We start from the raw sequence: 19363 nt of genomic DNA on the forward strand, positions 1-19363 counted from the left end.
CTTTGGCTTTGGCCTTGGCTTTGGCCTTGGCTTTGGCCTTGGCCTTGGCTTTGGCTTTGGCCTTGGCTTTGGCTTTGGCTTTGGCCTTTTAGCACTGGCTCCGCTGCTCCCTTCTCCCGTTTACGGGAGAAGGTGGTGCGCAGCACCGGATGAGGGGAGCTCTTCACGCCTACCGCCGTGATGCCGATGCTCACCGCTCGCAGTAGCCCAATGGCCTCCTCTCCCCCATCGGGAGAAAGGACGGCCCAAAAACACCAGCGAATCGGTCTCGCAGCGCCTCCCTATCAGCTCCGCTCCAACGCCTGCAGCACCTGCTCCACCATCGCCGGTACGCTGTCACTGTCAGCGCGCAGATGCAGCTCCGGGGTTTCCGGCGCTTCGTAGGGTGAATCGATACCGGTGAAATTGGGGATCTGCCCTGCCCGCGCTTTGCGGTACAGGCCCTTCACGTCGCGGGCTTCGGCGACTTCCAGCGGGACGTCGACGAACACTTCAATAAATTCGCCCGGCTCGAAACGCTCGCGCGCCATCTGCCGCTCCGCACGGAACGGGGAGATGAAGCTGACCAGCACAATCAACCCCGCGTCGGCCATCAGCCGCGCCACTTCGGCCACGCGGCGGATATTCTCCACGCGGTCCTCGTCGGTGAAACCCAGGTCGCGGTTCAGGCCATGACGGACGTTGTCACCGTCCAACAGGAAGGTGTGCCGGCCTTGTGCGTGCAGGCGCTTCTCCACCTGGTTGGCAACGGTGGACTTGCCAGCGCCGGACAAGCCGGTGAACCACAGCACCTTGGGCTGCTGGCCCTTGATACGAGCACGTGCGGGCTTGTCCACGTCCATATGCTGCCAGTGCACGTTGCCGGCCCGGCGCAGGGCAAAATCCAGCGTCCCGGCGGCGACCGTAGCATTGGTCTGCCGGTCGATCAGGATGAATCCGCCCAAGGCCCGATTCTGCGCATACGGAGCGAATGCCACCGGCTCGTCCAACGCCAGATTGCAGTAGCCCACTTCATTCAATTCCAAGCGTTTGGCGGCCAGCCGCTCCTGCGTGTTCACATCCACGCGGTGCTTGATCTCGCTGATGCTGGCCGAAACGGTGCGACTGCCAATCTGCAGCCAGTAGGGGCGGCCGGGCAGCAGTGCGGCATCGTCCATCCACAGCACATGTGCTGCAAACTGGTCAGCCACTTCTGGCGGGTCGTCGGCGGCCGCGATCACATCACCACGGCTGACATCCACTTCATCAGCCAGCGTCAGCGTCACCGCTTGCCCGGCAATCGCAAGGTCCAATGGGCCATCCGCGCCCAGCACCTGCTTGACCGTGGAGCGGCGCGCGGAAGGCAACACCACCACCGCGTCACCCACACGCACTTGCCCACCGGCGATGGTGCCGGCAAAGCCACGGAAGTCCTGATGGGGGCGATTGACCCACTGCACCGGCAGGCGCAGGCCGCTGGCTGCGTCACGCTCACTGAGCTGCACCGTGTCCAGATGCTCGATCAGGCTGGGGCCGGCATACCACGGCATCAATGCCGAACGCGCGGACAGGTTCTGCCCTTCCAGTGCTGACAACGGAATGGCCTGCACATGGGCGATGCCGAGCTGCTCGGCCAGCGCTTGGTATTCCTCGCGGATACGCGTGAACACCTCGGCGTCGTAGTCGACCAGGTCCATCTTGTTCACCGCCAGCACCACCTGGTCGATGCCCAGCAGGGAAATGATGTAGCTGTGGCGACGGGTCTGCGTCAGCAGGCCCTTGCGTGCATCCACCAGCACCACCGCGACATCCGCCGTGGATGCGCCAGTAGCCATGTTGCGGGTGTACTGCTCATGCCCCGGGCAGTCGGCGACGATGTACTTGCGACGGTCGGTGTCGAAGTAACGGTAGGCCACGTCGATGGTGATGCCCTGCTCGCGTTCGGCGGCCAGGCCATCCAGCAACAGCGCGTAATCAATGCGCTCGCCCTGCGTGCCATGGCGTCGGCTGTCCGCCTCCAATGCGGCCAGCTGGTCATCGAACAGACGCTTGCTTTCATACAGCAGGCGGCCGATCAAGGTGCTCTTGCCGTCATCCACGCTGCCGCAGGTGATGAAACGCAGCAGCGGCTTGGTTTCATGCTGCTGCAGGTAGGCCGAGATATCGGAAGAAGTGGCAACCGCGCTCATCAGAAATAGCCCTCCAGCTTCTTCTTTTCCATCGAGGCGGATTGGTCGTGGTCGATCAAGCGGCCCTGTCGTTCGGAGCTGGTGGACACCAGCATCTCGGCAATGATTTTTTCCAGCGTGTCGGCGTCTGATTCAATGGCGCCGGTCAGCGGGTAGCAACCCAACGTGCGGAAACGCACCTTGCGCAGCTGCGGTACTTCACCCGGATGCAACGGCAGGCGTTCGTCGTCAACCATGATCAGGCTGCCGTCGCGCTCGACCACGGGCCGCTCGGCCGCCAGATACAGCGGCACCACCGGGATATTCTCGCGGTAGATGTAGAGCCAGATATCCAGCTCGGTCCAGTTCGACAGCGGGAACACGCGCACGCTTTCGCCCTGGTGAATGCGGGCGTTGTAGAGGTTCCACAGCTCCGGACGCTGGTTCTTGGGGTCCCAGCGGTGGCGATCATTGCGGAACGAGAACACCCGCTCCTTGGCCCGCGACTTTTCTTCGTCGCGCCGTGCGCCGCCAATGGCGGCATCGAACTTCCACTTGTCCAGCGCCTGTTTCAGGCCCTGGGTCTTCATCACATCGGTATGCACGCTGGCGCCGTGCGTCACCGGGCCGATGTTCTGGGCGATGCCGTCCGGGTTGATATGCACCCGCAGCTCGGTGCCTGTCTCGGCCACGCGGCGGTCGCGGAAGGCGATCATCTCGCCGAACTTCCAGCGCGTATCCACATGCAGCAGCGGGATCGGCGGCACGCCGGGGGCGAAGGCCTTCATCAGCAGATGCAGCAGCACCGAGCTGTCCTTGCCCACCGAGTACAGCAACACCGGGTTATCAAAGGCTGCGGCGACTTCCCGCAGGATGTGGATGCTTTCGGCTTCCAGCCGGTCCAGGTGCGACAGAGGTGCGTTGGCAGTCATTGCGTGGCGATTTGGAGGCGAAGCCCAGATGAAGGGTAACAGCGTGGCCGGGTGGACCCGGGGCAGGACGGCGAGTGTGGGCCGGCGGCCGGGCCGGTTGAAATAAACGCAGGGCATGAAGCGATAACCGCTGGTCCTTTCCGCTGGACCAAAGAGCTATCTAGCATCCTTCATCCCACCCCAGACCGGACCGGAAATGACCGCCGCCGCCATCGTTCCACCCAGCCCCTTGCCCGAGGACCGCAAGGTCCTGCTGTCGCGACTGGTGGAAGGCTTGGATGGCAACAGTTTGTGGTGGCTGTCCGGCTTTGCCGCCGGGTTGGCCCAGGGAAACCCTCCCCCGTCCCTGGCGATCATCCCCGGCGGCCAAGCCGCTGCACCAGCCCCGCAGTCGCGGCTTACGGTGATCTACGGCAGCCAGACCGGCAACGCCCGCCGTGCCGCCGAGCAGTTGGCCGCCGATGTGGAGGCCACCGGTCTGCCGGTGCGGCTGCTGCGCGCCGACGCCTACCCCACCCGTGAGCTGGCCACCGAGCGCCTGCTGTACATCGTCATCAGCACGCAGGGCGAAGGTGACCCGCCGGATGATGCGATCGGTCTGGTCGAATTCATCGCCGGCAAGCGCGCGCCCAAGTTGCCGCAGCTCAAGTACGCCGTGCTCGGTCTGGGAGACTCCAGCTATGCCGAGTTCTGCGGCATCGCCCGCAAGCTGGACACACGTCTGGCCGAACTGGGCGCCACCCGTCTGCAGCCAGCCGGTGAAGCCGACCTGGACATCGAGACCGTGGCCACTCCGTGGCGCAGCCAGGCATTGGCCGATGCCCGGTCCAACATCAGCGAAGCAGCAAGCCCCGCGCCCAGCAATGTCACCCCGTTGCGCCATGCCAGCACCTACAGCGCGCAGCATCCGTTCACGGCCGAAGTGTTGTCGCGACAGGTCATCAGCGGCCGCGACTTCAAGGGCCCGGCCTATACCCGCTACGGCGTTGCCGACAAATGGGTGCATCACCTGGAGCTGTCGCTGGAAGGTAGCGGGCTGCACTACGAGCCGGGCGATGCGCTGGGCATCGTGCATCGCAACCCGCAGGCGCTGGTCGCGTCGGTGCTGGCTGCCACCGGCCTGAATGGCGATACCGAGGTCACCCACGACGGTCACAGTCGGCCGCTGTCGCTGTGGCTGGCCGAGCACCGCGAACTCACCCGCATCTCGCGCCCACTGCTGATCAATGTGGGCGAGCGCAGCGCGCATGCCGAACTGGCACGCCTGCTGGAGCCGGAACACAAGGCCGAACTGACCCGTGTGTTCGATGATCACCAACTGGTCGATGTGCTGCGCCGTTGGCCAGCGGACTGGAGCGCCGATGCACTGGTCAGCACCCTGCGCCCTGCAACCCATCGCCTGTATTCCATCGCCTCCAGCCGCAAGCGCGTGGGCGAGGAAGTCCATCTCACCGTCGATGAACTGCGCTATGACGCGCATGGCAGTGCACATCAAGGTGCTGCCAGCAGCTTCCTGGCAGCACTCGAAGAAGGCAGCCAGCTGCCGGTCTTCATCGAGCCCAATGAACGCTTCCGGGTCCCGGCCGACAGCAGCCGCGACGTCATCATGATTGGCCCGGGCACAGGTGTGGCGCCGTTCCGTGGCTTTGTGCAGGAACGTGCGGAGATTGGCGCAACCGGCCGAAATTGGCTGTTCTTCGGCGCACGCCACTTCAACAGCGATTTCCTCTACCAAACCGAATGGCAGGACGCGCTGCGCCGCAAGGAACTGCATCGTCTGGATCTGGCGTTTTCGCGCGACCAAGCCGACAAAGTGTATGTGCAGCAGCGTCTGCGCACACGTGGGCGCGACCTGTACGACTGGCTGCAGAACGGCGCGCACCTGTACGTGTGCGGCGCCATCAGCATGGGCAAGGATGTGCACGCCGCCCTGCTGGACGTGCTGCGCGAGCACGGCGGGCTGGATGAAGACGGCGCCCGCGACTACCTGACACAGCTGCACACGGAGGGGCGTTATGGCCGGGATGTGTATTGACGGTTGAGCGGTGTCGCCGCGACGTGCGGCGATGCGGGCTTTGCGCCTGAAAGGCGTTCCTACACACGTTCCAAGCATGGCGAACAGAACATGAGCACCCACTCCGTCGAATCCATCAAAGCCGAAAGCAACCGCCTGCGTGGTTCGCTGTTGGAGAGTCTGGCCGATCCGATCACCGGCGCATTGCGTGAGGACGACCAGACCCTGATCAAGTACCACGGCAGCTATCAGCAGGATGACCGCGATGTACGCGACGAGCGCCGCCGCCAGAAGCTGGAGCCTGCCTATCAGTTCATGATCCGCACGCGCACGCCCGGCGGTGTCATCAGCCCGGCGCAGTGGCTCAAGCTGGACAGCATCGCCACCCGCTACGGCAATCATTCGCTGCGCATCACCACCCGCCAGGCATTCCAGTTCCACGGCGTGATCAAGCGCGAACTGAAGGCGACCATGCAGGCGATCAATGCCGCGCTGATCGACACGCTGGCCGCCTGCGGCGACGTCAATCGCAACGTGCTGGTGGCCGCAAACCCACTGCTGTCCAGCGCCCATGCAACCCTGTATGCCGATGCGGCGCGCACCTCCGAGCACCTGCTGCCCAACACCCGCGCCTATTACGAAATCTGGCTGGATGAAGAACGCGTGGCCGGCAGTGGTGCCGAGGAAGAGCCGATCTACGGCGACCGTTACCTGCCGCGCAAGTTCAAGATTGGCTTTGCATTACCGCCAGTCAACGACGTGGACGTGTTCGCCAATGACCTGGGCTTCATCGGCGTGATGGACGGCGCCGGTGAACTGCTGGGGTATGACGTCAGCATCGGCGGTGGCATGGGCGCTACGCATGGTGATGCGGAAACCTATCCTCGCATCGCCAACCTCGTCGGTTTCATTCCGCGCGACGCGCTGCTGGATGTCGCCACCGCCGTGGTCACCACCCAACGCGACCTTGGCAACCGCGAGCTGCGCAAGCGTGCGCGCTTCAAGTACACCATCGACGATCATGGTCTGGACACCGTGATCGCCGAGATCGAGCGCCGCGCAGGCATCGCTTTTGTACCCAGCCGCTCGCAACCGTTCGCCCATAACGGTGACCGCTATGGCTGGAATGCAGGTGACGATGGCCGCTGGCATCTGACCCTGTCGCTGCCGGCCGGCCGCATCGCCGACCTGCCAGGCGCATCGCACCTGACCGCACTGCGCGAAATCGCTCGCTTCCACGAAGGCGAATTCCGCATGACCGGCAACCAGAACCTGGTCATCGCAGGCGTGCCGGCCGATCAGCGCGACCGCGTTGATGCGCTGGTGAAGGACGCCGGCCTGGATGCTGGCAATCAAGCCCCCACTGCATTGGCACGCGCGGCGATGGCTTGCGTTGCCCTGCCCACCTGCGGCTTGGCAATGGCCGAAGCCGAGCGTTACCTGCCAGATTTCAGCGCAAAACTGCAGCCATTGCTTGAACAGAATGGGCTGGCCGACGCACCGATCCTGCTGCGCATTTCCGGCTGCCCGAACGGCTGTTCGCGCCCGTACCTGGGCGAAATCGCCCTCGTCGGCAAAGCACCGGGCCGCTACAACCTGATGCTCGGTGCCGACCACCGCGGCCAGCGCTTGAACACGCTGTACCGCGAAAACATCACCGAGCCGGACATCCTTGCCGCGCTGGAACCGCTATTCGCACGCTATGCCGGCGAGCGTTCCCGTGATGAGGGCTTCGGCGACTTTCTCCACCGCGCCGGCATCGTCGGCCTGCCGTCCTACCCTACCCACCGCCAGATTCCCGTGGAACTGCACGCATGAGCGCCCTGCCCCGATCCTTGAACGATTCCGTTACCACGCTGCCGGACGACCTGGGCCCGCTCAACGCCGAACTGGATGCAATGGATGCGCAAGCCCGCGTGCGCTGGGCACTGCAGAACGCACCTGGCGCGCATGTCCTGTCGTCGAGTTTTGGCGCGCAGTCAGCCGTGACCCTGCATCTGTTGGCCAGCCAGCACCCGGACATCCCGGTGATCCTGATCGACACCGGATACCTGTTCCCGGAAACCTACCGCTTCGCCGACGAACTGACCGACCGCCTCAAGCTCAACCTCAAGGTCTACCGCCCGCTGGTCAGCCGCGCGTGGATGGAAGCCCGCCATGGTCGCCTGTGGGAACAAGGCGTGGTTGGCATCGAGCAGTACAACAACCTGCGCAAGGTTGAGCCGATGAAGCGGGCGCTGGATGACCTGCAGGTCGGCACCTGGTTCACCGGCCTGCGCCGCAGCCAGTCGGCAAGCCGCTCCAGCACGCCAGTGCTGCAGCGTCGTGGCGAGCGTTACAAGGTCAACCCGATCGCCGACTGGAATGATCGCGACGTGTGGAAGTACCTGCAGGAGCACCAGCTGCCTTATCACCCCTTATGGGAGCAGGGTTACGTCTCGATCGGCGATTTCCACACCACCCGCCGCTGGGAACCGGGCATGCGCGAAGAGGACACCCGCTTCTTCGGCCTCAAGCGCGAGTGCGGGCTGCACGAAGAGATCTGAGCAGGATGCAGTGAAGGACCGGGGGAACCGGGCTGCTGGAAAAGAAGCCCGGCGTGCAGAATCCCGCCATCCCCGCATACGCGGGGCTTTCAACCGACGAGCATCGGTTCATTGAATTTCTTGATGAGGTGCAGTCTCCAACAGCACCCTCTGTCATACCGGGCCATGCTCGGCATGACTCCCCCGGTTGGGCACGGCTGCGTTGCCGCCACCTCACTGCGGCTGTTGCTCCCAGAACGCCAGCAACTCACGTAGCGCCGGCGATGCGGCATCCTGCGCAATGTCGTCCTGCAGGTTTCCCACTTCATGCTCCCATTGCTGGGTACTGATCTTCTGCAACATGCTGCCGTCGGTCAGGCTGCAACCCATATGCCAATGGCTGAAGTACAGGCTCTCGACCGGGCCGTTGTGCAGCTCCTGCAGGTGCACATGCATGCGTGAATTGCGGATGCGCTCGTAGATGCGCGCCATGCCCTCTTCCGGCCCCTCGAAATACTGGAAAAACTGCTGCCCGTCATACAGCAGCACGCCGGTAACGCCGGCCAGCTGGTTGTGTGCGCGCGCATCCACCAACAGGTGGTCGATCTCGACCGGGGTCAACCCGGACACAGCGGTGCTCACATAGGCCACTGCACGGTTGCTCATGCGCGGTATCACTTCTTGCTCAGGTGCGGCGAGCATGCCACAGCGCCCCGCTGGCGGTAAGCCGTCGCGGGGCGCTGTGGGCGACGATCAGTAGCGATAGTCCAGCTTCAACCAGAATGCGCGCCCCGGCTCGTTGATCCGCACTGGGTCCGCCGGGAAGCCAAAATCGGCGCTACCAGCAAGATTCAGGTGCTCGGCGTAAACGCGGTCGAAAAGATTGTCCACACCGACGCTGGCGCGTAGGCCCTGGTTGATGCGATAGGCACCATTGAGCGACAGCGTGGCAAAACCCGCACTCGGGCCGAGGTCTCGGGCGACCACATTGCCTTGATCCGGTGCCACGCGGTTCTGGCGGGTAGCGGCACGCAACAGCGCACCGGCCGACCAGCGCTCCCGCTCGTAGCTCGCGTTCAAGCGGGCTTCCAGTGGCGGAATCTGCGGAAGCGGACGGTTCTGATCGCGGTTCTCACCCCAGGCATAGGCCAGCGTACTGCCCAGTTTCCACCCCTGCGACGGTCGCCATTCCACACCCGCTTCGGCACCGGCAATACGTGCATCAACATTGCTCGCCTGCGTACTGCTCCCCATCATGCCGCCGCTGCGGTAGTTGAACAGGATGTAGTCCTGCAACTGACCGGCATACGCCGACACCCAGGCATCCAGTTTTTGGCTGCGGAACTGCAGGCCGAAATCCAACTGTGTGGTTTTTTCCGGTTTCACGCCCGCAAAGGCATTCGCGCTGCCCGTCGGGCCGGCGTCGGCGGAGAACAGTTCCCAGTAGTCGGGCATGCGTTCGCTGTGGCCAAGCCCGGCGTACCAGGTCCACGCCTGGCCGTAATCGCGCTCGTAGCGCAGGAAACCGCTACCCAGCGTCTCCTTTCGTGTCTGCCCGGCGGTGGGGTTGGGCATGTTCATCATGCCGGTGCTCAAACGCAGATCCTTGGCTTCTGCCTTGTCCAGGCGCAGTCCGCTGAGCCAGCGTTGCGCGGTGCCCTCACCCAGGGTGAGTTCGGTGAACACGCCCTGCGTGCTGAAGTCGGCATCGCGGGTCCACGGTTGCTGCTGCCAGGTATTACGGCCCATGCCATTACGCTGGCGATGGCGGCTTTCCTGGGCATCGATGCCGGCGACGATCGCCACCTCCTGCCAGCGCCATTCCGACGCCACGCGGCCGCCGGTGGTGCGCCGTTCCACGTTCGATGCCATCGGCATGGGCATGCTGCTGTCAGGGTTGGGCGTGCGCAGCGTGTAGTTGTCCATCAGGTGGTCGGCGCTGTTGTAGTACAGATTGGCCTGCAACTTGTCCCACGCACCGGGCAGGTTGTTCTTCTCAAAGCGCAGGCCGTAGCTGTTGCGCTTGAACGATGCGCCGTCCATACCGCGCCCGGCGTAGCGTGCCAGTGCATCGCCGGTGCCGGCGTTGAGTTCCAGCACCGTGTCGGCATCGGGCGTCCAGCCGATGGCGGCATCGGTATTCCATTTACGCCAGCGCGATGGCACCACGTCGCCGTTGCCATCCTGGTAATCGTCGGACTCGGAACGATTGCCGTTGATCCGTACATAGCCCGATGTACTGCCAAAACTGCCATCAAGCATCTGATCGTTGCGGTTGTTGGAACCGACCAACGCACTCGCCTTCAGCTCCATCCCCGGCGCATCGAAGCGCGGCGTGTCGCGTTCAAACCGGACCGTGCCTGCTGACGCACCCGCGCCCCAGCGCACGCTTTGCGGGCCCTTGATGATGACCAACCGGTCGTAGGTTTCCGGCGCAATGTACGACAACGGATTGTCCATGCGTGACGGGCAGGCGCCAATCAGATTGCCGTCGTTGCTGAGGATATTCAGCCGCGAACCGGACATGCCGCGCAGCACTGGATCACCATTGGTGCCGCCATTTCGGATAGCCGCGAAACCGGGGATGGTCTTCAGGTAATCGGCGCCATCACTGGCCGGCACCGGTTGCCGTGGCAGACGCGGATCGGTCTCCCAATGCAGCGGCGAGGAAGGCGCAGCGGCGGTAACCACCAACGTGTCCAGGGTTTGAGTGGAAGCGCGCTCGTCAGCACGGGCGAGCAAAGGAAACAGCGCGATACAGACGCAGACAGACAAACACGCCGGGACACCCGGCATGCGGGAAGCAACGTACATAAGGTTCTCCAATACGACACCGTCACGCCTTGCCGGTGGGCAGCGCGCGACGAAAAGAAAGGTGGGTGTCTTTCAGGAGAACTGCGGTGGCCCGCGCGCCAGATGTGCCGGCCAGCGCAGATCGGCTGGCAAGCGGAGGGTGCGGGGAGATTCGGGCGCAAGCCGATACAACAGCGGTGCCAGCACCAGCAAGACCGCCAGCCAAGGCAGCAGGCGCGACGCCATGGTGCAGTAGTCGCAGGCTTCGCCATGTGCGGCGTGCGGATCGACTGGAGCCTGCGGCATGTTGGCGGGTGCAGCCGCCGCCATATGCCGCGCATGTTCCTCGGCAGTCATGTCGTGATGGCCGGCATGCACACTACTCGTTGCCGCAGGTGCCATTTCCATCATCGCCGCATGTTGCGTATGCCCGGCCTGCACCCAGCGGCTGACCACCGGCGCCACCGCCATCAACAACGCAGCGACGAATGCCAGCAGGAGCAGGAAGGATTGGAAACGGGCGGAACGCATGACCGCGCAATTCTAGCGGGGAGCGGGGATTCTCCCGCTCAGGTGAGGTGCGACCGTTTGACGCATGACGTTGAGATGCAGCTCGACCACGCATCCGGTCGTCATTGCCTTGTACGCCTCATCGCAGCCAACGATGCTCACGCGCCGCGCGCTTCACGATTTCCGCGCATTCAGCAGCAGCGGCCTGCAGCAACAGATGCGGGCCGGTCACATCAACCACGGTGCAATGTTCGATCTCCAATGCGATTGAGCGATGCGCTGATGACGACAACAATCGATCGTCGACTGCCCTCAGATAAAGCGTAGGGAGCTTTACCTTATCCAGAAGCGCGGACACATCGACCCGCATCGTGAGACCGGCACGGTGCTGCAGCACCTTCGGGCTGACACTCTTCAAAGCATGGCGCAAGCCTTCTTCAAGCTCGGGAGAGTTCCATCGTCCGAGCAGCATCCAGGTCATCACGGACAGCGGCACGCTCCGCACCGGCGCGAAAGACGCCAACGGCCCTAACAGGCCGGACAGTGGGATTGGTGCCTTGGCAAAGGTCGTGGACAGGATCAGGCCCACCATGTTGGCCGGTGGATCGGCAGCAATGGAAATGGCCAGCGGCCCGGAGAAGGATTCCCCCAGCAAGACAAACGGCTTGGCAGTAGGAAACCCGTCGCGGACCCGCCGCTCCAGCGCCGCGTAGTCCAACATCTCATCGACGGGATACCGCATCACATGCACCGAATCGAACGCACTACCGAGTGCAGCAATGAACGTTGCGTGCAACGTTGCTGTGCCATCCAGGCCGGGAAGAATAACGAGCTCGGTCATGGCAGCCTTCCGCTGTCAGGGACGACACGTATGGTCACCGCCATCTGTGACTTCATCGTCTACAAGTTCATGTTCGTCATGATGATGGATAGTGAGGATACGGATGACCGACACCCGTGATGCAAGTCAGTCAGGCCCCTGCTTCATCGAAGTATCACCTAAGGGGCCATGCCCAATGCAACGTGGGGCAGACTGCAAAGCAGCCTTTCTCATTCAATCATCACGCTGATAGAAGGTGTAACCGCCAAAATCGCGCTGCAATATCCCCACGAGGAAACCCACCTTCCAGACCTCCTCTATCAGCGGCTCGAGCGACGATCCCTTGTTTGCTTCTGCATAGAGCGCACCTGGCTGCCATTCGGAAAGGACTAGGCGCTTGGCGAGAATGCCCGCTTCTTCTACGCTCTTGGCACGGACCTGGCGCGTGACGAAGAAGCCAATGATGTCGCCAGACGGATCGTCAAACGGCAGGCAAATCCCCGAACCCGAAAGCTTTACCCGGAAAAAGGTCACGCCGAGTGCCTCGACTCAACTCGTAATCGTCTGCGTCAACGATTCCCACGTTGGCGGCAATGGCCAGTTCGCACTCTGGTTGCCATCGAGCACACGGCGCAGGTCGCGCTTGTCGATCTGCGGTGCCAGCACATGCACCAGTTCCAATGCGTAGTCGCGTAGCACGCGATCACGCGGCAGTACGGCCCACGCAATGCACTCGGGAATCGCTGCGGGAGCCGGCCAGGCCCGCAGATCGGTGTCGTTGCCGCTGACGGCCATTTCCGCCAGCAGGCCCACACCAAGCCCCGCGCGCACATAGGTTTTGATCAGGTCCGCATCCAGCGCGGTCAGCGCCAGGTCCGGCTCCAATTGCTGCGAGGCAAATGCACGTCGCAGTGACGAACTCGCACGCGTGGAGGATTCGTAACTGATCAACGGGTGCTCAGCCAATGCAGCCATGTCCGGGGTTTTGCCGGCACGATCCAGCGCGTGTCCCTTGGGCACCAGCACCAGCCGTCGCCAGCGGTACAGCGGCACCGCGATGCCGGTGGTCGGCTCGCTGCCGGCGGTGCTGATGATGGCGATATCCGCATCGCCCTGGCTCAACAGATCCAGCGCATCGCTTTCGGCGGCTTGCTGCAGGTGCACGCTGACCTGCGGGTACGCCAGCTTGATGCGCGCCACCGCTGGCGGCAGGACGAAGCGCGCCTGCGTATGCGTGGTGGTCAGGATCAACTGGCCGTGGCTTTCGCGGCGCTGGTTGGCGGCATAGGTACGGATATTGTTGGCTTCCGCCAGTACAGCGCGCGCCCGGGCAATGACTTCCTCACCGGCCGGCGTCACCGTTTCCAGGCTGCGCCCCTTGCGCACGAACAACAGGAAGCCCAGCTCGTCTTCCAGTTGTTTGAGCTGCTTGGACAAACCCGGCTGTGTAGCATGCACCCGCGTTGCAGCGAGCGTGATGTTGAGCTCGGCATCGGCAATGGCAACGAGGTAGCGCAATTGGGTCAGGGTCATTGCGGCGTCATCGGAAAACGTCAAAAGAAGGTGTCGGCTGACTGTAGGTCAAATTTCCGTTCGTTCTTATAACCGAAAGTTATTTAATTCGCGACGCAAGTCATTTCCGGGGCTGGCAAGCCCAGCGCTACGGTCAGCGGCCTCCTGTTGAGCCTGCCGACTGCCTTGGACACCGCCCTGTTTCCCCTGTTTGCCGCCCTCAAAGGCCGGGCTGTGCTGGTGGTTGGCGGTGGTGCGGTGGCCGAACGCAAGGTGCTGGCCCTGCTGCATGCCGGTGCCCTGCCCCGTATCGGCTCACCCGAGCTGTCGCCCGCGCTAACTGAACTGGCGCAGACACAGCGTGTGCAGTGGCTGTCGGGCCGGTTTGATCCGCAATGGCTGGCTGACGATATCTGGCTGGTGATCGCTGCCACCGACGACGCCACCACCAACCGTGCGGTCGCCGAAGCCGCTGAAGCACGTCGCCTGTTTGTGAATGTGGTCGACGATGCCCAGTTGTCCACGTTCCATGTGCCTGCCGTGGTCGAACGCGGCCCGCTGCAGATCGCCATTTCCAGCGGCGGCGCAGCACCAATGGTCGCGCGCCATGTCCGCCGTCAGTTGGAGCAGCTGTTCGATCATGCATGGGGCCAGCTGGTGGAGTTGGTGGGCCAACACCGCAGCGCCATCCGCAGCCGTTTTCCCGAACTGGGCCCACGTCGCCAGTTCTTCGACCGCCTGATTGAAAGCCCCTTGCTGGGTCTGCTGCGTCGCCGTCAGGACGGGGCAGCCCAGGCCTTGTTGTCACAGACGATTGCCGGCCACAGCGCTACCAGCAAAGGCTCGGTAGTGCTGGTCGGCGCCGGCTCGGGCGATCCCGGCCTGCTCACGCTCAGCGCCCTGCGCGCGCTCAACCAGGCCGACGTGATTCTTTATGACCGTCTGGTCAGCATTGAAGTGCTGCAGCTGGCGCGTCGCGATGCCGACTACGTGGAAGTCGGCAAATCCGCGCAGGGCCACAGCACCGCGCAGGAGCACATTCATGCGCTGATGCTGGAACACGCCCGTGCAGGCCGCCGGGTGGTGCGACTCAAAGGCGGTGATGCCTTCGTATTTGGCCGTGGCGGCGAGGAATTGCAGTTCCTGCGTGCCCATGACGTGCCCTACGAAGTGGTACCCGGCATCACCGCCGCACTGGCCTGCGCGGCCTATGCCGGCATTCCGCTCACGCATCGCGACCACGCGCAGCAGCTGCGTCTGGTCACCGCGCACTGCAAGGATTCGATGGACACGCTGGACTGGCCGGAACTGGCCAAGGCCCGGCAAACGCTGGTGTTCTACATGGGCGTGGCCGCGCTGGAACAGATCCAACAGCGTCTGACCGGCGCCGGGCTGTCGGCGAGCACGCCCTTCGCACTGGTCGAAAACGGCTCACGCAGCAATCAGCGCGTGGTCACCGGTCAACTGCGCGATCTGCCCGGTACCGCCCGCCACCATCAGGTGCAGTCCCCGGCCCTGCTCATTCTGGGCGACGTAGCGGCGCTGGCTGACGAACTGCATTGGTTCGGCAATGCCCCGCTGCACGCCTTGCCCACCGTTTCCTCACTTCCCGCAAAGACGTCGACGACCACACTGGCCGACGCCGCCTGATTGCCTTTACCGGAGATCCCAATGGCCATTTACAACAGCATTCTGGACACCATCGGCAACACCCCGGTGGTCAAGCTCAACCGTCTGGCGCCGGCGGGCGTGGATGTCTACGCCAAGGTTGAATCGTTCAACCCGGGCGGCTCGGTGAAGGACCGCCTGGCGCTGGCCATCATTCTCGACGCTGAGAAGAAAGGCCTGCTCAAGCCCGGCGACACCATTGTCGAAGCGACCTCCGGCAACACCGGTGTGGCACTGGCCATGGTCGCCGCAGCGCGCGGCTACAAGTTCGTGGCGACGATGGTGGAAACCTTCTCCATTGAACGTCGCAAGCTGATGCGTGCCTACGGCGCCAAGGTCATCCTGACCCCGGCCGCCGAGCGCGGCACCGGCATGGTGCGCAAGGCGGCGGAGCTGGCGCAGCAGCATGGTTGGTTCCTGGCCAGCCAGTTCACCAATCCCGCCAATCCGGCCTTCCATCGCCAGACCACTGCCGCCGAAATCCTGCGTGACTTCGCTGGCAAGCGCCTGGATTACTTCGTCAGCGGCTGGGGCACTGGCGGCACCCTCACCGGCGTGGGCGAAGTGTTGAAACTTGCGCGGCCCGATACCCGCATCATCGCCACCGAACCGGCCGGCGCCGCGTTGTTGGCCGGCAAGGAGTTCACCCCGCACAAGATCCAGGGCTGGACCCCGGACTTCGTGCCGGAAGTGCTCAACCGTGAGGTCTACGACGAGCTGTATTCGATCCAGGATGAACGCGCCATCGAAACCTCGCGCCGCCTGGCTGCCGAAGAAGGCATCTTCGTCGGCATCTCCGCTGGTGCCACCGTGGCCACCGCGCTGGAAGTGGCGGCCAAGGCGCAGGCCGGCTCGGTGATCCTGGCGGTGCTGCCCGATACCGGCGAACGCTATTTCTCCACGCCGCTGTTCGCCGATATCAACGACGGTTCGGACGACGACTGGTTGGCCGGCATTCCGTAATTCCAGCTACTGTTTTTGATACCGTACAAAGGCCGCCACGCGCGGCCTTTGTGCTTTCCGTCGCCGCCAATCGCGCACGGTGAGACGCCGCACAGTCAGGCTTTGCCGGCGCCGGGTGGATGCATACGCCCGTCACGTTTCTCTCATACACGGCGGCGGAAGATCACACCCATGAGCATCGAAGTCTGGCAAGGCGACATCACCCAATTGGCCGTTGACGTCATCGTCAACGCGGCCAACGAAACCCTGCTGGGTGGGGGTGGCGTGGACGGTGCTATCCATCGTGCAGCTGGCCCCGGCCTGCTGGCCGAGTGCGAGCAGTTGCCGGAGCTTCGCTCCGGCATCCGTTGCCCTACCGGTGAGGTCCGCGCCACCGCCGGGCACGCGTTGCCGGCCCGGCACGTGTTCCATACCGTCGGCCCGGTGTGGCGTGATGGCCGCCATGATGAAGCCGCGCTACTGGCCAACTGTTATTGGCAATCGTTGCGTCTGGCCGAACGCATGGAACTGGAATCCATCGCCTTCCCCGCGATCAGCTGTGGCGTGTATGGCTACCCACTGCATCAAGCCGCCAACATCGCTGTCACCGAAACCGTCACGTGGCAGAAGAGCCACGCGCGCCCATTGCGGATCATTCTGGTCGCCTACAACGCAGCAGCCTTCAAGATCTACCAACAGGCCTTGGCGGACGCGGGCGGGTCACAGAAAAACCTTTTCCTTGATGATCTGAAACCGGCAATGGGCTGAGCCCATCGTTGGCGATTGGGCGAAGGACTGCAATGTTCTCCATCACCACAACGCTGTAGCGGCCACTCCGCGCTCAGACAGCCATCAACGCGACCGCGTGGCCGCACCCGCTGATGGCTGCCCATTTCAGAGGCGGCCAGCGGCTCCATAGACCCAATCGTCAAAGAACGGCTGCAACGAGCGACCGGCTGCCGTTTCCATTGCCTGCTGGAAATCCGCAGTGACCACGGAGCGACCGTCATGGGCCTGCGTATAAGCCCGCAGCCCACGCCAGAACACCTCTTCGCCCAGTTCCTGACGCAGCAGGTGCAACACCAAGGCCCCCTTCTGGTAGACCACGGCGCGGTCATCTGCCGTGGGCTTGTTCCAATCCGGGAAAACCAGCGCGCGGTCCGCGCCCTTTTCCCGCAACGCCAGTACGCGGGTACGCCACCCCGTCACCATCTGCTGGTAAGCCGCTTCACCTTGCGCATGCTGCAGCCACGCAGCGGTCATGAAGTTGGCAAACCCCTCGTTGAGCCAGAAGTGCTCCCAACCCGCGCAGGTCACCCGGTTACCCCACCACTGGTGCGCGGCCTCATGCGCCATCAGGCCCAACTGCGTGGGATCGTCCAGTACGCGCTTTCCGTAGGCCTCGGACATCAGCGACAGACCCGCCATTTCCTGGCCGATGGTGCGCGCCACCAACGCCTGGTGGTAATCACCTTCATAGGTGAGCCCGGCGCGGTCAGCGAAGAAGTCCAGCATGTCGCCGCTGGCGGCGAACACCTCGCGCAGTTCCGCCGGGGAACGGTCCACCGCGTAGTAGTGCAATTGCTTACCGCCGTGCGCCTGCACGGCGTGTTGATACGGACCAGCCGCGAAACCATACACATAGCCAGGCATGGGCGCGCGCAGATGCCAACGGTGCTCGATGCGTCCATCCTCCAGCCGTCGCGAAGGCAATGCCTCTCCCACTGCGGTTGCCTGAAGATGCTTCGGCAGGCGCAAGGCCAGTTCCAGTGTGGCGCGCTCGTCCGGCGCATCCACCGATGGCATCCACTGGCTAGTGGAAAAAATCGTGTAGACCTCGTTGCGCTCGGCAGCAAACTCCAGACCATAGGCGGGCTTGCCGTGGTAACGCAGGGTCACGCGGCTTTCGCCACCGGCGCGCAATGGTTCGGACAACGTGATGGAAAGCTTTCCCTCCGCGTGCTCGAAAGCCAGTGGCACGCCGTTCTGCGTGGCCGAATCGATCACCAGTTCTCCACTGTCCAGCGACAACTGCGATAGCGGCGTCTCTCCGGCGCGGAAGCGCAGCGTTGCTTCACCGCGCACTTCGCCCGCAGGAATATCGAAGTCCAGCGTGGCCGCGTAGTGCAGGACATCGAAGGCCCGCGTTTGTGCGGCGAACACCGGTACCGCCAGCGCCATCGACACGGCCATGCACAATCCGCGATTGATCTTGCTTCGCATCCGACTGCCCTGAACGGAAACGCCGATTGTAGGCATGTCAATGCGCCTTTCTCCCCCGTCTACGCAGTGATGAAGTGGAACGGCCTGCAAGCTGGGCCGCTTGCCCCTTTCCCGCAGTGACCCTGCGATGCGCGGGGCCGACAACAAAAAACGCCGGCACAGGGCCGGCGTTTTGATCACATCACGCAGAAAGACCTATCAGTCTTCCCACTTGCCCAGTGCAGCCAGGCCGTTTTCCTTGGCGCGCTCGTACACGGTCTTCTGTGCGGCGGCGTAGTTGCCCTTGACGTCCTTGGCCCACAGCTTCAGTGCAGCCTGCTGCATGGCACGGCCGTAGGAGAAGCTCAGCGGCCACGGCAGGTTGCCCATCTGGTTCATGGCGTTGAGGTGAGCGGTGGACTGCTCGTCGCTCTGGCCACCGGACAGGAACACGATGCCCGGCAGGATTGCCGGCACGGTCGACTTCAGGCACATCACGGTCGACTCGGCCACTTCTTCCACGTCAACCTGCTCGTCGCAGCGCTTGCCCGGAATGACCATCGAAGCCTTCAGGATGGTGCCTTCCAGCACCACGTTCTGCTGGTACAGGGCGTCGAACAGCGAACGCAGGGTGGCTTCGGTGACTTCGTAGCAGGTCTCGATGTCGTGGTCGCCGTCCATGATCACTTCCGGCTCAACCATCGGCACCAGGCCGCATTCCTGGCACAGGGCTGCATAACGGGCCAGCGCGTGGGCGTTGGACTCGATGCAGGTGCCAGACGGGATGTTTTCGCCGATGTTGATCACCGCACGCCACTTGGCGAAACGGGCACCGAGCTTGTAGTACTCCTGCAGGCGCTCACGCAGGCCGTCCAGGCCTTCGGTCACCAGCTCTTCAGGGCAACCGGCCAGCGGGTGCGCGCCCTTGTCGACCTTGATGCCCGGGATCATGCCGTTGTCGGTCATGTACTTGGCGAACGGCACGCCGTCCTTGGTCGACTGACGGATGGTTTCGTCGTACAGGATCGCGCCGGAGATGTGCTCGTTGAGCTTGGGCGTGGTCAGCAGCAGCTCGCGGTAAGCACGGCGATTCTCTTCCGTGTTCTCGATGCCCACGCTGGCAAAGCGCTTGGCAATCGTGCCGGTGGATTCGTCAATGGCGATGATGCCCTTGCCCGGGGCGACCATTGCCTGGGCGGTTTCAGCCAGCAGTTCGATGCTCATGAGATTCCTGTAACCAAGGTGCGGGAAAACCGGGATTATAGCCCGCCCCGCTCGTGGGCTGGCTGCCCGCGAGG

15 protein-coding genes and 1 pseudogene are annotated in these 19363 nt (G+C 63.5%); 6 read left to right on the forward strand and 10 right to left on the reverse strand.

Annotated features, from left to right (window positions below; genetic code table 11):
- Positions 1-302: 302 nt before the first annotated feature.
- Both cysN and cysD read right to left on the reverse strand, forming a co-directional pair.
- Positions 303-2168: pseudogene (gene cysN / locus PAN08_RS13350) on the reverse strand (sulfate adenylyltransferase subunit CysN); the annotation flags it as partial.
- Positions 2168-3196, reverse strand: a complete 1029-nt coding sequence (gene cysD / locus PAN08_RS13355) for a sulfate adenylyltransferase subunit CysD (protein WP_269792000.1) — start codon at positions 3194-3196, stop codon at positions 2168-2170. The gene cysD and the pseudogene cysN, both read right to left, overlap by 1 nt.
- Before the next feature lie 79 nt (positions 3197-3275).
- On the opposite strand from cysD, the gene PAN08_RS13360 reads away from it, so the two are divergent.
- The 3 genes from PAN08_RS13360 to PAN08_RS13370 all read left to right on the forward strand — a co-directional run bounded on the left by PAN08_RS13360 (position 3276) and on the right by PAN08_RS13370 (position 7639).
- A complete protein-coding gene (locus tag PAN08_RS13360) occupies positions 3276-5114 on the forward strand; it encodes an assimilatory sulfite reductase (NADPH) flavoprotein subunit (RefSeq protein WP_269792001.1) in 1839 nt (612 codons plus the stop codon).
- Between the two features lie 90 nt (positions 5115-5204).
- On the forward strand, positions 5205-6911 hold the full coding sequence (gene cysI / locus PAN08_RS13365; RefSeq protein WP_269792002.1) for an assimilatory sulfite reductase (NADPH) hemoprotein subunit: 1707 nt from the start codon (positions 5205-5207) through the stop codon (positions 6909-6911).
- On the forward strand, positions 6908-7639 hold the full coding sequence (locus PAN08_RS13370; RefSeq protein ID WP_269792003.1) for a phosphoadenylyl-sulfate reductase: 732 nt from the start codon (positions 6908-6910) through the stop codon (positions 7637-7639). The genes cysI and PAN08_RS13370 overlap by 4 nt, the downstream gene beginning before the upstream one ends.
- 213 nt (positions 7640-7852) lie before the next feature.
- On the opposite strand, the gene PAN08_RS13375 is transcribed toward PAN08_RS13370, so the two are convergent.
- The 6 genes from PAN08_RS13375 to PAN08_RS13400 form a co-directional block, all read right to left on the reverse strand.
- A complete protein-coding gene (locus PAN08_RS13375; RefSeq protein ID WP_269792004.1) occupies positions 7853-8284 on the reverse strand; it encodes a BLUF domain-containing protein in 432 nt (143 codons plus the stop codon).
- An 87-nt stretch (positions 8285-8371) separates the two neighbouring features.
- Complete coding sequence (locus tag PAN08_RS13380) at positions 8372-10432, reverse strand: TonB-dependent copper receptor (protein ID WP_269792005.1); 2061 nt, start codon at positions 10430-10432, stop codon at positions 8372-8374.
- A 72-nt stretch (positions 10433-10504) separates the two neighbouring features.
- Complete coding sequence (locus PAN08_RS13385; protein ID WP_269792006.1) at positions 10505-10942, reverse strand: DUF2946 family protein; 438 nt, start codon at positions 10940-10942, stop codon at positions 10505-10507.
- Positions 10943-11060: 118 nt separating this feature from the next.
- Positions 11061-11762, reverse strand: coding sequence for an alpha/beta hydrolase (locus PAN08_RS13390; RefSeq protein WP_269792007.1), 702 nt, complete (start codon positions 11760-11762; stop codon positions 11061-11063).
- A 213-nt stretch (positions 11763-11975) separates the two neighbouring features.
- Complete coding sequence (locus tag PAN08_RS13395) at positions 11976-12275, reverse strand: hypothetical protein (RefSeq protein WP_269792008.1); 300 nt, start codon at positions 12273-12275, stop codon at positions 11976-11978.
- Positions 12276-12290: 15 nt separating this feature from the next.
- Entirely contained in the window at positions 12291-13274 is a 984-nt protein-coding gene (locus tag PAN08_RS13400; protein WP_269792009.1) for a LysR family transcriptional regulator, read from the reverse strand.
- Positions 13275-13427: 153 nt separating this feature from the next.
- Here PAN08_RS13400 and cysG point away from each other — a divergent pair, with 153 nt between their 5' ends.
- From cysG to PAN08_RS13415, 3 genes are all read left to right on the forward strand, one after another.
- Positions 13428-14903 (forward strand): siroheme synthase CysG, encoded by a 1476-nt coding sequence (gene cysG, locus PAN08_RS13405; protein WP_269792323.1) that lies wholly within the window; start codon positions 13428-13430, stop codon positions 14901-14903.
- Positions 14904-14924: 21 nt separating this feature from the next.
- Positions 14925-15884 (forward strand): cysteine synthase A, encoded by a 960-nt coding sequence (gene cysK, locus PAN08_RS13410; RefSeq protein WP_269792010.1) that lies wholly within the window; start codon positions 14925-14927, stop codon positions 15882-15884.
- Between the two features lie 171 nt (positions 15885-16055).
- Positions 16056-16631: an O-acetyl-ADP-ribose deacetylase gene (locus PAN08_RS13415; protein WP_269792011.1), complete on the forward strand. Its 576-nt coding sequence runs from the start codon at positions 16056-16058 to the stop codon at positions 16629-16631.
- A gap of 126 nt (positions 16632-16757) precedes the next feature.
- Here the strand turns inward: PAN08_RS13415 and PAN08_RS13420 are convergent, their stop codons facing one another.
- Positions 16758-18086: a M1 family metallopeptidase gene (locus PAN08_RS13420; RefSeq protein ID WP_269792012.1), complete on the reverse strand. Its 1329-nt coding sequence runs from the start codon at positions 18084-18086 to the stop codon at positions 16758-16760.
- 198 nt (positions 18087-18284) lie between these two features.
- On the reverse strand, positions 18285-19289 hold the full coding sequence (locus PAN08_RS13425; protein WP_269792013.1) for a class I fructose-bisphosphate aldolase: 1005 nt from the start codon (positions 19287-19289) through the stop codon (positions 18285-18287).
- Positions 19290-19363: the final 74 nt, after the last annotated feature.

The organism is Stenotrophomonas sp. Iso1, assembly GCF_027497995.1.
Taxonomy (GTDB): Bacteria; Pseudomonadota; Gammaproteobacteria; order Xanthomonadales; family Xanthomonadaceae; genus Stenotrophomonas.